The 11,911-nt window shown below is 66.6% G+C and carries 14 protein-coding genes; 7 read left to right on the top strand and 7 right to left on the bottom strand.

Annotated elements, in window-relative coordinates:
• The first annotated feature begins 71 nt into the window (after positions 1-71).
• Positions 72-878 carry an NAD(+)/NADH kinase gene (locus AC6I6X_RS16690; protein WP_497931658.1) on the top strand — a complete coding sequence of 269 codons (807 nt, stop codon included), beginning with the start codon at positions 72-74 and terminating at the stop codon, positions 876-878.
• Positions 879-904: 26 nt separating this feature from the next.
• Here AC6I6X_RS16690 and AC6I6X_RS16685 read toward each other — a convergent pair whose 3' ends face one another.
• Positions 905-1,159 carry a hypothetical protein gene (locus AC6I6X_RS16685; RefSeq protein WP_497931657.1) on the bottom strand — a complete coding sequence of 85 codons (255 nt, stop codon included), beginning with the start codon at positions 1,157-1,159 and terminating at the stop codon, positions 905-907.
• 95 nt (positions 1,160-1,254) lie between these two features.
• On the bottom strand, positions 1,255-1,938 hold the full coding sequence (nth, locus tag AC6I6X_RS16680) for an endonuclease III (protein ID WP_497931656.1): 684 nt from the start codon (positions 1,936-1,938) through the stop codon (positions 1,255-1,257).
• A gap of 306 nt (positions 1,939-2,244) precedes the next feature.
• Between nth and AC6I6X_RS16675 the strand changes: the two genes are divergently transcribed.
• The 4 genes from AC6I6X_RS16675 to AC6I6X_RS16660 all read left to right on the top strand — a co-directional run bounded on the left by AC6I6X_RS16675 (position 2,245) and on the right by AC6I6X_RS16660 (position 5,868).
• Positions 2,245-3,300, top strand: a complete 1,056-nt coding sequence (locus AC6I6X_RS16675) for a hypothetical protein (RefSeq protein WP_497931655.1) — start codon at positions 2,245-2,247, stop codon at positions 3,298-3,300.
• A 93-nt stretch (positions 3,301-3,393) separates the two neighbouring features.
• On the top strand, positions 3,394-4,377 hold the full coding sequence (mvaD, locus tag AC6I6X_RS16670; RefSeq protein WP_497931654.1) for a phosphomevalonate decarboxylase MvaD: 984 nt from the start codon (positions 3,394-3,396) through the stop codon (positions 4,375-4,377).
• 99 nt (positions 4,378-4,476) lie between these two features.
• Complete coding sequence (locus tag AC6I6X_RS16665; RefSeq protein WP_497931653.1) at positions 4,477-4,671, top strand: hypothetical protein; 195 nt, start codon at positions 4,477-4,479, stop codon at positions 4,669-4,671.
• 51 nt (positions 4,672-4,722) lie between these two features.
• Entirely contained in the window at positions 4,723-5,868 is a 1,146-nt protein-coding gene (locus AC6I6X_RS16660; protein WP_497931652.1) for an NAD(P)/FAD-dependent oxidoreductase, read from the top strand.
• A gap of 174 nt (positions 5,869-6,042) precedes the next feature.
• On the opposite strand, the gene fen is transcribed toward AC6I6X_RS16660, so the two are convergent.
• Positions 6,043-7,020, bottom strand: a complete 978-nt coding sequence (fen, locus tag AC6I6X_RS16655) for a flap endonuclease-1 (protein ID WP_497931651.1) — start codon at positions 7,018-7,020, stop codon at positions 6,043-6,045.
• A 157-nt stretch (positions 7,021-7,177) separates the two neighbouring features.
• On the opposite strand from fen, the gene AC6I6X_RS16650 reads away from it, so the two are divergent.
• Both AC6I6X_RS16650 and AC6I6X_RS16645 read left to right on the top strand, forming a co-directional pair.
• Positions 7,178-7,390 (top strand): hypothetical protein, encoded by a 213-nt coding sequence (locus AC6I6X_RS16650; protein ID WP_497931650.1) that lies wholly within the window; start codon positions 7,178-7,180, stop codon positions 7,388-7,390.
• 123 nt (positions 7,391-7,513) lie between these two features.
• Positions 7,514-7,711, top strand: a complete 198-nt coding sequence (locus AC6I6X_RS16645; protein ID WP_497931649.1) for a DUF8073 family membrane protein — start codon at positions 7,514-7,516, stop codon at positions 7,709-7,711.
• Positions 7,712-7,720: 9 nt separating this feature from the next.
• Here AC6I6X_RS16645 and cydB read toward each other — a convergent pair whose 3' ends face one another.
• From cydB to AC6I6X_RS16625, 4 genes are all read right to left on the bottom strand, one after another.
• The gene (gene cydB / locus AC6I6X_RS16640) at positions 7,721-8,737 is read right to left on the bottom strand and encodes a cytochrome d ubiquinol oxidase subunit II (protein ID WP_497931648.1); all 1,017 of its coding nucleotides are present in this window, start codon (positions 8,735-8,737) and stop codon (positions 7,721-7,723) included.
• Complete coding sequence (locus AC6I6X_RS16635; protein WP_497931647.1) at positions 8,730-10,130, bottom strand: cytochrome ubiquinol oxidase subunit I; 1,401 nt, start codon at positions 10,128-10,130, stop codon at positions 8,730-8,732. Before AC6I6X_RS16635 ends, cydB begins: the two co-directional genes overlap by 8 nt.
• An 86-nt stretch (positions 10,131-10,216) precedes the next feature.
• Positions 10,217-10,906, bottom strand: a complete 690-nt coding sequence (locus AC6I6X_RS16630) for a peroxiredoxin (RefSeq protein WP_497931646.1) — start codon at positions 10,904-10,906, stop codon at positions 10,217-10,219.
• A gap of 168 nt (positions 10,907-11,074) precedes the next feature.
• Positions 11,075-11,911, bottom strand: coding sequence for a DUF1641 domain-containing protein (locus tag AC6I6X_RS16625; protein WP_497931645.1), 837 nt, complete (start codon positions 11,909-11,911; stop codon positions 11,075-11,077).

The following is an 11,911-nucleotide window of genomic DNA, read 5'->3' as shown; positions in this document are numbered from 1 at the left end:
CCCGGCTGGCCCGCGCGATCGACCGAGACGACAACCGCACGCTTTTGGGCGGTCCCTGTGAACTGACGGACATGGATTCCGCGGCGTGGCTCCCGGACGACGACCCGATCGTCGGCGTCGTCGATCCCGATCCGGACGCGATCGACCCCGAAGCCGACCGAGACGCGGCCACAGCGATCGACGCGGCGCTCGTCGATCGAGACGCCTCGATCGCGACGGGAACAGTCGAGGACGTGCTCGCCGCAGGGCCGTCGATGCTGGTCGCGATTCGCGAGGCCGGACTGACGGCCCTCGCCCGGGCGGGACCCGGCGTCCCCGTCCTCCCGGTCGGTTCCGTTCCGGGGATCGAGACGGTGCCCGTCGATAGGATCGAAGCGGGTCTCGCGGCGGTTCTCGACGGGAACACAGTCGAACGGGACCGGCCGCTGCTCGGCGTCGAACGCGAACCGGGATCGGGGACGGGCGAGAACGATCGCGAGCGCGCGCTGTTCGACGTGACGCTGGTCACGGAAGAACCGGCCCGTATCTCGGAGTACAGCCTCCGGAGCCGTGGCGAGTCGATCGCGCAGTTTCGCGCCGATGGGGTCGTCGTCGCGACGCCGGCCGGGAGTTACGGCTACGCCAGCGCGGTCGACGTGCCGCGTCTCTCGGCGGCCGTCGACGCCGTCGGCGTCGCCCCGATCGCACCCTTCGTCACGGCGACGCGCCGGTGGGTGCTCCCCGAGGACGACCTCGCGATCGCCGTCGAACGCGACGAGGGCGACGTCTCCTTGCTCGCCGACGATCGGATCGTCGAGACGATCTCGCCCCGCGAACGCGTCACCGTCGGCGTCGACGGGACGCTCTCGACGCTCGTCGTTCCGGAATCGAGTCTGTAGCCGGCGGCGTCCGCGTCGGCGCCGTTCTAGCTGTTGTACGGCTCCTCGTCCCGGTGATTGTCCGGGTTCACGTTCTCGAGGGCGTCGTCCTCTCGATCGTCGGACTTGTGTTCGATGTCCTGTCGGCGCTGCTCTTCGTCCTGCCGTTCGCGAGCCTCCTTTTCGGCTTCGGTCAGTTCTTCGTCCTCGTCCTCGGCGTCGGTGTCCTCGTGTGCGAGTTCGACGTCGCGCCCGTGCTCGTCCGTGCCGGTCTCGCCGCGGTCGTCGCTGTCGTCGGACATAGTGATCCGATCGAGGCTACCGTCGGTCCCCGAAAAGGCGTTGGGCTTGCGACGGTCGGCAGAGCGGACGGCCGACGCGATCGCCGACGGCTCGACTACCAGGGCTCGCCGGACGCGAGATCGATCTCGCTGTCGCCCTTCTCGGAGGGGCAGACGTCCGCGAGTACGCAGTCCGCACAGTCCGGGTTGCGGGCCGTACAGACCGCCCGCCCGTGGTCGATACAGAGGTGGGTGAACTGCTGCCAGTAGCCCTCGGGGACGATCTCCATCAGCTCCTGCTCGATCGCCTCGGGGCGCTCCTCCTCGGTGAGACCGAGTCGGCGCGAGAGGCGCTGGACGTGCGTGTCGACGACGATCCCCTCGACGACGTCGTGGCCGTGCTGGAGGACGACGTTCGCGGTCTTCCGGCCGACCCCCGAGAGGGCGGTCAGTTCGTCCATCGTGTCCGGCACCTCGCCGTCGTGGTCCTCGACGATCGTCCGGCAGGCGCTGCGGATGTACTCGGCCTTGCTGTTGTAGTAGGTGATCGAGTTCAGGTCCTCCGCGAGTTCCTCCTGGGGCGCGTTCGCGTAGTCTTCCGGCCCGTCGTACTTCTCGAAGAGGTGCTCGGTCTCCTGGTTGACCCGCTCGTCCGTACACTGGGCCGAGAGGATCACGGCGATCAAAAGCTCCAGCCGGTTCGAGTACCGGAGCGAGATCGTCGAGTCGGGGTAGGCCTCCTCGAGTCGATCGACGATCTCCGCCGCCTGCTCGCGCCGCGTCGCCAGTGGGGTTCCCATGCGCGACCGATGGACTGTCCGTGCTAACTATCTGTTGGATTCCTCGGCGCTGCGGGGACGATCGGCTTCCAGTCGGGTGACCGCTATCGCACCACCCACGCAGAACCGCCACGCTTCAGTCCCGGGGCACGTACGGATTGCTGTCCGTCAGTTCCGGCACAAGACGCCGATGTGGGCGTGTCTCCCGTGTTACGTCGTGGGACACTATTATTACGATGACTGTCGTACATATCGAAACGACTCACGGAGTGAGTCGCACGTCGATCGCAGGGTGGGACCGAAGGGATCGACGATGGGGGGAGAACCATGACGGTACAGGATGACACACTCACGCTCGACACCGAATCGCAAGCACACCATCGCGACAGTGTCGTCGACGCACTGCTGACCGAACTGAAAGACGACCAGGGGGGAATCAGGCGCGCGGCGCTCAAGCGCGCACTCGAAATCGACGCCGGCGTCGACGGCGACGCCGAGCAGGCGGGGACATCGCGGGACTCGACGTCGGCCACGCCGCCGATCGACACGAGCGACGCAGTCCGCATCGAACGACTGCAGTCGACCGTCGAATCGCTCGCCGCCTACACCGACGCGCTGGAGGCGTTTCTCGACGAGAACGGGACCGCCGAGACCGTCCTCGCGGACGTCCAGAACGGACTCGATCGGGCCCGCGACGAGATCGACGCGCTCGAAGCCGAGGTCGAACGTCTCGACGACGCCGGCACCGGGCGGACGGACCGCATCGACGCGCTCGAAACCGAGGTCGAACGCGTCGACGCCGCCGCCGCTCGCCTCGACGATCGGACCGGGGCGATCGAGACGGCCACCGAGGAACTCCGGGCGGACGTGGCCGAAACCCACGACTCGATCGACGCGTCGATCGACGACCTCGAGTCGGACCTCGAGACCGTCGCCGGCCAGATGGCGGCCCGCACCGACGCGCTCGAGGAACGGATCGCGTCGCTCGAGGACCGGGTCGACGACGCCGAGTCGACCATCGAATCGCGAACTGGACGGCTCGAATCGGCGATCGCCGACCTCGAATCGACGCTCGACGATCGACTCACCGAACTCAGGACGGCCCTCGAGGGCGACGTCCGAAACCTCGAGGCGGACCTGGCCGACACCGACGACGAGTTGCGATCGGAACTGGGTCGCGTCGAAACCCGCCTCGACGATCGGCTCGGGGAGTTCAAAACCGACGTGGACGACGACCTCGAGACCCTGGCGGAGACGATCGACGCGTCGATCGCGGACCTCGAGGGCGAGTTCGACGACCTCGAGTCGGACCTCGAGTCGCTCGCGGCCGACCTCGACGACGTCGAGGCGTGGCGGAAGTCACTCGAAACGGCGCTCCAGTGAGCGCGTCGGATCCCGACGCGGCCGGGTGGCACCCACGAGGCCGGTGAGCGGGATGCCGTGACCTTTAAGCGGCCGTCTTGCGCGTATGCGGGTATGAAAGCAACGGCCATGGCCCACCCGATCCAGGGGCTGGTCAAGTATCACGGGATGCGCGACGACATCGAACGGCTCCCATACCACGACAGTATCAGCGTCTGTACGGCCCCGAGCCACACGCGAACGACCGTCGAATTCTCGATGGACTACGACGAGGACACCTTCGTCGTCGACGGCGAGGAACTCGACGGGCGCGCGTACGAGCGCGTCGAAGCCGTCGTCGAGAAGGCCCGGAACATGTCGGACGCGGCCCACACCGTCTACCCCGTCCGGCTGGAGAGCGAGAACAGTTTTCCCTCGAACGTCGGCCTCGGCTCCTCTTCCTCCGGGTTCGCCGCCGCCGCGATGGCGCTCGCCGAGGCGGCCGAACTCGACGCCTCGAAACAGGACATCTCGACGATCGCGCGCGTCGGCTCCGCGTCGGCGGCCCGCGCAGTCACCGGCGCGTTCTCCCAGCTTCACACCGGGCTCAACGACGAGGACTGTCGCTCCCGGCGTATCCCGTCCGATCTCCACGAGGACCTGAAAATCGTCGTCGGACTCGTCCCCTACCACAAGGAGACCGAGGACGCCCACGACGAGGCGGCCGACAGCCACATGTTCCAGGCGCGCAACGCCCACATCCACGGCCAGATCGCCGAGATGCGCGACGCCCTCCGCAACGACGACTTCGATCGGGCGTTCGAACTCGCCGAACACGACTCGCTCTCGCTCGCCGCGACCACGATGACCGGACCCTCGGGCTGGGTCTACTGGCAACCCGCGACGCTCGCCATCTTCAACCGCGTCCGTGAACTTCGCGAGGAGGATGACATCCCGGTCTACTTCTCGACCGACACCGGCGCCAGCGTCTACGTCAACACGACCGAGGAACACGTCGATCGCGTCGAGGAGGAAATTTCGGACTGCGGCGTCTCCACCACCGTCTGGGACGTCGGCGGCCCAGCGCGCCTGCTCGACGAGGACGACCACCTGTTCTAGGTCCGATTCCACGCGGACCGTCGTTTCGCGATCGCTTCGGACACCGGGAAAACACTGAGGGGCGACTCCGTCGTAGCCACTCGATACGGACACCTAACGATGACTACCTACACCGTTGAGGTTCCCGACGAGGACGAACGCGGAATTCGGGTCGAGTGCACCGATCACGGGGAGTGGGAGGAGTTCCAGTCTGGGTACCGGACCGTGGCGTTTTACTGCGGCGGCTGTGGCCGCGAGGTCGAACTCACGCTCCACGACGGCCACGACTGGCGCGATCTCGGCGAGCGGTGTTGACCCGTCCGAGACGCGACCACAACTATACGCCTCGCGTCCGAACCGATCGGTATGCACGTCGTCGTGCTCGGCGCGGGCTACGCCGGCCTGACGCTGACGCGCCTCCTCGAACGGCGGCTCCCGACCGACGTCGACCTCACGCTCGTCGACGAGTCGCCCGACCACCTCGTCCAGCACGAACTCCACCGCGTGATCCGCCGTCCGGACCTGGCCGCCGAGATCACGGTGTCGCTCCCCAGGGTCCTCGACCGGGCGACCGTCCGCGTCGCACGGGTCGAGGCGATCGATCGGGACGCGCGCGTGATTTCGCTGTCGGACGGTGCCCTCGACTACGACCTGGTGGCGATCTGTCTCGGTGCCCAGACCGCGTTCTACGGGCTCGAGGGCGTCACCGAGTACGGGACGCCGCTCAAGCGACTGTCACACGCGTCCCGGATTCGCCGGCGCGCGCTCGCGGTGTGCCGGCGCGACGGCGGCCGGATCGTCGTCGGCGGGGCTGGCCTGTCCGGCGTGCAGGTCGCGGGCGAACTCGCGGCCCTCGCGCGCGAGGAAGGCAGTACGGCGTCGGTGACGGTCCTCGAGCAACTCGATCGAGTCGCACCGGGATTTCCGGCGAACTTCGGGCGAGCGGTGCGGCGAGCGCTCGAGGACTGCGGCGTCGAGGTTCGAACCGACGCGACCGTGGTCGAAGCCGACGCGGAGCGGATCACGCTCGAATCGGGCGAGCGCGTCCCCTACGACCAGTTCGTCTGGACCGGCGGAATCCGCGGGCCGGACGCGCTCGCGGGCGATCGACCGACCGTGGACGGCGACCTGCGCCTCGACGAGCACACGTTCGCGCTCGGCGACGCCGCCCGGGTCGTCGACGCAAACGGCGACGCCGTGCCGGCGAGCGCACAGTCAGCCGTCCGCGAGGCCCGGACCGCGGCCGAGAACATCGCTCGTCTCGTCGACGCCAGATCGTCCGAGAGCGCCCCGCTCGACCCGCACCTCGAGACGTTTTCGTTCGACTCGCCGGGCTGGCTGGTCAGCGTCGGCGACGACGCGGTCGCACAGGTCGGACCGGCCGTCTTCACCGGCCGTGCGGCGAAGACGCTGAAGACGACCGTCGGCGTCGGCTACCTCTCGTCGATCGGGGCCGTCCGCAACGCGGTCGAGCACGTCTCTCGGGGGTTCTCGCCGGAGTCGTCCGACTGAGCCGTCGATCGCCCGCGTTCGGTCAGGTCACAATGAATTAGGGGGACGACGATCGAGGATCGATCGTGGACGAGACGGCAGAAATTATCCTCGGACTGCTCGTCGGTGCGGCGATACCGAGCGCGATCATCGTCCTTTGGATGCTGTAACGGGGAGACGCCACGGTCGGCCTCCTCAGGTCCACCGATCGAGCCCCGTCTGGGTGACGCTCTCCTCGATCCGCTCGAATCCGCGTTCGACCTCGTCGGCGTGGACGTCCCACTCGTCGGTGACGTACTCCCGTGCCGCCGCGAGGTCGGGATCGAGCGTCGTGTCGAACTCGTAGTCGTCGGTCACGTTGGGGTCCCGGAACAGTTGGCGGACCCGATCGCCGTACTCGATGCTCTCGCCGCGGGCCTCGAGAACGCTCCAGAGGTCGCCGTGTTCGGTGATCTCGGCGATCGCCGTCTTCGGGCCGATTCCCCTGACGCCCTCGTTGAAGTCCGTCCCGATCAGGATCGCCGCGTCGATCAACTGTTCGAGGGTGAGGTCGTGGCGATCGAGCGTCGCCTGGAGGTCCATCAGCTCGGGATCGCCCTTGCTCGTCAGCTGGCGGAGCGTCTGGGGCGCACCGAACAGCAGGGCGTCGTAGTCCTCCGACCCGACGTAGTCAGCGTCACCCCGCCGGGCCATGTGTGCGGCCTGGGCCTCGCCCTCGGCCGGCGCCTCGACGATCGGGACGTCGAGCAGGTCGAAGAGCTCCCGACTGGTCTCCTGGATCGTCGGCGTCAGGCGCTGGGTACGCGATTCCAGTTGCGCGATGGCGACCTCGTCGCCCTCCTCGCGGGCGGTTTCGAGTTGAGCCTCGTAGCTCCGTCGCTGTTCGCGCCGGGACTCGATCTCGTCGTCCTTGAGTTCGGAGGGGCCGCCGTCGAAGACCATCACGGGGACGACGTCGTTCTCGAAGAACTTGGGGAGCCCCTGGACGATCCCCACGAGGTTCGCCACCTCGGTTCCGTCGGTGGTCGTGTACACGTCGCCGTTCGTCCACTTGACCGTCGTCGTCAGGTACCGGTAGAGCCAGTTGTGCGCGTCGACGGCCACGACGCCCTCGATCTCGGCGAACGGGATCTCCTCGATGACCGCGATGTCCCGAAGTGCAGCGTTGCCCATTACCGGGGAATTGTCGGGGCTGGGATTTGAAACGTTGGCTTCCACCGTCGACCCGTCGTCTTCGAAATTATTACCGCAACTCGAGATTTGCCGGCCGAATCGGATAATACTGTCCAGCAGCTCACCGCTTTAGCCCGGCGAGTACGTTTCTCCGACTGTGAGTCAGCCAATGACGCAGCGACACGACCGCAAGCCGTTCAACAGTTCCCTGTTCGTGACCGGCGTTACGTTGGTCCTCGCGAGCCTCGCCACGGCCGTCTGGATGTTCAGACTCGGCGACATCGTCACAGCGCTGGGGCTCGGACTGCTCGTCGTCGCCGGACTGCTACTGGCAGGAATCGGGCTTTCACCCGAGGAAACCGCCCACTGACCACTTCCCGCGGTACTGCCCTCTCTCATGCGAGACACGCACGCCACTCGCCAGCCGACTCGAAGCGGCGTATCGCGATCGATCGCTGGCGTCTGTCAACGCGCCGACCGGGTGTGAGCGGCCGTGAGTAGTGCTGGCACCGTTGACGAGGCGACGTGGATGCTCGCGTTGTCGCTCGTCGTGGTGACGTTTCTCGTCTGCATCGGTCTGTTGCAACTGTCGATGACCGGCGATCTCGGATCGTTCTTCCGGAACCTGGGGATCGGGCTGTTCCTGTTGCTGTTCAGCGTCGGCTTCTATCGCAAGTGGCGTCGAGCGTAGGTGACTGGCCTACGCGTAGGCGTCACTCTCCTCGACGGGACCGCTGAACGCGGAATAGAGCACGACGAAGTACGTCACGACCAGCGGCAAGAGGACGGCCGCGCCGATGGTCGTCAGATTCAGCGCCAGCGTCGAGACGATCGCGTCCTCGATCGTGAGCCCGGTCACCGGTTCGACCAGGGGAAACAGGAGCGTCGCGACGAGCGCGACGAGCGCGTACACCTGCCCTGCGACTGCCCCGAAGGCCAGATAGTGGCGACCGGCACGGCCCGCGATCACGTGAACGCCGGCCAGGAGTACCGTCAGTCCGACCAGTCCGAGGGTCGGAACCGAACCGATCGCGACGTGCGGCGACGATCGACTCCCGACGAGCAGCGCAGCGACCGCCAGCAGGAGGTAAGCGACCTGCGCGAGGTGGCCGAGCGGCCGCGTCTCGAGTCGGACGTCGTCCCGCGTCTTCAGCCCGAGGTAGGCTGCCCCGTCCACGACGGTGAGCGCGACGACGGCCAGTCCGACGAGCAGGCTCGCGACCGAGGCCGTGCCCTCGACGCCGAACAGCCAGTTACCGGTGAAGACGCCGAGAAAGAACGGCGCTGTGACGCTCCCGGCGACGAAGGCCCGACCCCACCACCGCTGCCACGCCTCGTCGTGGCGTTGTTCGTACATCTCCGGGGCGAGGCCGCGCACGATGAGCGCGCCGAGGATCGCGAACATCAGCAGGTAGTGGCGGCTGAACAGCACCGCGTACACCTCCGGGAAGACCGCGAACAGCATGCCGCCGAAGACGACCAGCCACACCTCGTTGCCGTCCCAGAACGGACCGATCGCGGCCAGCAACTGCTCGCGCTCGGCGTCCGTCGTCCGGGTGGCAAACAGTGCGCCGACGCCGAAGTCGAAGCCGTCGAGAAACAGGAAGGTTCCGAAGACGGCGAACACGAGCCCGAACCAGAGGCGATCGAGCGGCAAGCCGAGCAGTGGTCCGTCGGCGAGAGCCAGCGCCACAGCCGCGAGCGAGACGTCAGTCATCGCTCGGGACGACCTCCTCGGAGACGTTCGGCTCACGAGTCGGTGCTGGCGGTGCCGTCGGCGCGTCCTCGCGGATGAGCCGAACTACGACGTACCAGTAGAGGACGAGCAACGCCGTATACACCCCGACGAAGCCAGCCAGCGTGACGAGGGCTTCCGTTCCGCCCAGTCCGGGCGAGACGCCCGCGTGTGTCTTCATCACGTCCTGGATGACCCACGGCTGGCGACCGACCTCGGTCACGATCCAGCCCAGTTCGACGGTAACGATGCCGAGGACCGACGACCCCATCAGCGCCTTCGCCAGCAGATCGTCCTCGAACAGGGTGCCCTGGAGCCACCGGTAGCCGCCCCAGAAGGCCAGCACGATGAACCACGTTCCGAGACCGACCATCGCCCGGAACGCCCAGAAGACGATGGCGACCGGCGGCGGCTCGGTGTCCATCTCGTTCAATCCGGTGATCGTCGCGCCGGGATCACCGCCGCTCGCGAGCAGCGACGCGAGGAACGGAATTTCGACGGCGAAGAGGTCGTCGGCGTGGGGATCGGTGACGCCCTTGAGACTCGTCGGAACCGCCAGTAGCTTCAGCCCGACTGTCGAGTCGGTCTCGTACTGTGCTTCCATTGCGGCGAACTTCTGGGGCTGCGTGTCCGCGACGTGTCGACCGTAGGCGTCGCCGTGGATCGCCTGAAACGGCGCGGTGACGAGCAGGACCGCGAGCCCGATTTTCATCGTCTTGCGCCAGAACTCGGTGTCGCGGTTCGTCCAGACGAAGTAGGCGGCCGTGCCGGTCAGAAACAGCGCGACCGACAGGACCGCCGCGTTCTGCATGTGGACGAACATCCACGGGAAGCGCGGATTGGCGTAGGCCGCGATCGGATCCACGAGCGTGACGATCGGCTGTCCGTTCTCCGTCGCCATCTCGTAGCCTCGCGGGGTCTGCATCCACGAGTTGGCGATCAGGATCCAGACCGCCGACAGCCAGGTTCCGAGACCGACGAACACGCTCGAGAGCATGTAGAGACGGTCGCCGACGCGGTCGCGCCCGAAGACGAAGATACCGAGGAACGTCGCCTCGAGCATGAACGCCATCATTCCCTCGATCGCGAGCGGGCCACCGAATAGTTCCCCGGCGGTCGTCGAGAACGCCGCGAAGTTCGTCCCGAACTCGAACTCGAGGACAATCCCCGTGACGGTTCCGACGACGAACGAGATGGCGAAGATCTTCGTCCAGAACGTTCGGAGCTGTTCGTATACCTGTGCGCCCGTCCGTATCTCTTTCCACGTGAAGTAGACGAGAAAGGGCGCGAGCCCCATACTCATGACTGGAAAGATGATGTGGACTATCGTCGTCACCGCAAACTGAAGTCTGCTGGCGATGACTGGGTCGATCATAGTACAGTTGGATGGTGTCAGGTCGGTGGCTGTCCCCGACCGGAGGAGCCACCGGTGGAGTGCCGGTCAGTTAGGCCGTCGGTCCGTTACTGCTCGCGCGTGACGAACCACCAGTCGTAGTAGTCGAGTTCGTCGTCGTCGTCGGCCTCTGCTTTGCGAGCACTGGCGTCCGCTTCGGTCGCAGGCGGCGACAGGAGGACCCGATCACCGAACATGTCGTTGTCCGGCCAGTCGGCGGGGGCGGCGACGCCGTGGGCGTCGCTCTTCTGGAGCGCACGCAGCGACCGGAGGATCTCGTCGATGTTGCGACCGATCTCCATGGGATAGGTCAGGATCAACCGGACGATTCCATCCGGGTCGAGGATGAAGACGCTCCGGACGGTCGCTGTCCCCGCGCCCGGATGGAGCATGCCGAGCGTCTCTGCGACGCGTCCCTGATCGTCGGCGACGATCGGGAACTGGATGTCGACGTCGAGGGTGTCGCGAATCCACTCGGTCCACTTGATGTGAGAGTGTACGCGGTCGACGGAGAGTCCGAGGAGTTCGGCTTGCAGGTCCTCGAACTCTTCGCGACGCTGCTCGAACGCCACGAACTCCGAGGTGCAGACGGGCGTGAAGTCACCGGGATGGCTGAACAGGACGAGCCACGATCCCTCGTAGTCGTCGGGGAGCGCTCGCTCGCCCATGCTCGTCTCGACCGTCAGGTCGGGGAACGCATCGCCGATTCCGGGCGTTTCGATCGTCGGTTCGTCCGCGGCGGCTGTTGGTCGCGTCATCGTACATCCCGACGTTTGGTATCCGCCCATTAAACTGGCCGCCAACCAACGATATTTTTCCATTTCATAAGATATTGTTTCGGGCTACGGAACATTCTTTCCGGTAGTTCCCCCGGCGAAGTTCCCACGGCGTCCACGGGGGAGCGGACGCGTCGGCCGGTCGGTTCGTCAGTCGGACTCCTCGAGCGAGGCGTTCCCGAGTGCGCGGGCGGCCGCGAGGACGCGTCCGAGCGCGCGCCGGACGTCGGCGTCGAACAGTGCCGTGAGGAGACCGATCAGGCCGACCGGTTCTGGATCGTCCTGCGAGAATCCGTCGATCGTGGCGTCGAGCGCCCCGGTGAACGTCGGGTCTCCCATCGTCTGTACGAGTGCGATCATGTTGCCCGCGTTCCGGCCGAGTTCGTACATGTCGACGTCGGTTTCGGCGTGGGCGTCCGCGAAGCCCGCCGCGGCCATCCGGAGATCCCGAATGACGTTCCGATTGTCCCGGGCCACGTCTCGCAGTTCCGGCGTGAGATCGGCCGCCAGCTCGTGGGTCGCGTCGAGCAGGTCGAGTAACTCCGCGAGCGTGTCGGCGTTGTCACCTAGCCTTTCGAGGAGGACGATCGTCTCTTCGCGCTCGAGGGCGAGCCGACTCCGTTCGATGATCTCACGGTTCTCGCGGATCGCGACGCGTAGTTCCGGCACGAGGTCGTCGGTGAGGTCCTTCGACGCTGCCAGAACGTCGAGCAGTTCGACGAGCGTGTCCGATTCTTCGCCGACTTTCTGCAGGAGGGCGATCGTCTCCTCGCGCTCGAAGGCCAGGCGCAACTCGCGGATGGCGTCGCGGTTCTCTCGGACGGTCCCGCGGAGTTCCGGGGCCAGATCCTCGGCAAGTTCCTCCGCGGTCGCGAGCAAGCGGAGCAGTTCCGCGAGTTCCGTTTCGTTTTCCTCGATCGCCCGCGCCAGTTCCGTTTCGTCGGTGATCGAACCGTCGGCGTCGAGGGAGTGGTCGTTGCTCGCCAT

The organism is Halosolutus sp. YCN4 (genome assembly GCF_059736495.1).
This window is presented reverse-complemented; position numbering and strand designations above follow the sequence as displayed.

Excerpts from the sequence above, each read along its gene's own strand:
- AC6I6X_RS16630 (WP_497931646.1), bottom strand. The coding sequence starts at position 10,906 with ATGACGCGACCAACAGCCGCCGCGGACGAACCGACGATCGAAACGCCC.
- fen (WP_497931651.1), bottom strand. The coding sequence starts at position 7,020 with ATGGGCAACGCTGCACTTCGGGACATCGCGGTCATCGAGGAGATCCCG.
- nth (WP_497931656.1), bottom strand. The coding sequence starts at position 1,938 with ATGGGAACCCCACTGGCGACGCGGCGCGAGCAGGCGGCGGAGATCGTC.
- AC6I6X_RS16675 (WP_497931655.1), top strand. The coding sequence starts at position 2,245 with ATGACGGTACAGGATGACACACTCACGCTCGACACCGAATCGCAAGCA.
- AC6I6X_RS16690 (WP_497931658.1), top strand. The coding sequence starts at position 72 with ATGGATTCCGCGGCGTGGCTCCCGGACGACGACCCGATCGTCGGCGTC.
- cydB (WP_497931648.1), bottom strand. The coding sequence starts at position 8,737 with ATGACTGACGTCTCGCTCGCGGCTGTGGCGCTGGCTCTCGCCGACGGA.
- AC6I6X_RS16665 (WP_497931653.1), top strand. The coding sequence starts at position 4,477 with ATGACTACCTACACCGTTGAGGTTCCCGACGAGGACGAACGCGGAATT.
- AC6I6X_RS16685 (WP_497931657.1), bottom strand. The coding sequence starts at position 1,159 with ATGTCCGACGACAGCGACGACCGCGGCGAGACCGGCACGGACGAGCAC.
- mvaD (WP_497931654.1), top strand. The coding sequence starts at position 3,394 with ATGAAAGCAACGGCCATGGCCCACCCGATCCAGGGGCTGGTCAAGTAT.
- AC6I6X_RS16635 (WP_497931647.1), bottom strand. The coding sequence starts at position 10,130 with ATGATCGACCCAGTCATCGCCAGCAGACTTCAGTTTGCGGTGACGACG.
- AC6I6X_RS16625 (WP_497931645.1), bottom strand. The coding sequence starts at position 11,911 with ATGGCGAGCAACGACCACTCCCTCGACGCCGACGGTTCGATCACCGAC.
- AC6I6X_RS16660 (WP_497931652.1), top strand. The coding sequence starts at position 4,723 with ATGCACGTCGTCGTGCTCGGCGCGGGCTACGCCGGCCTGACGCTGACG.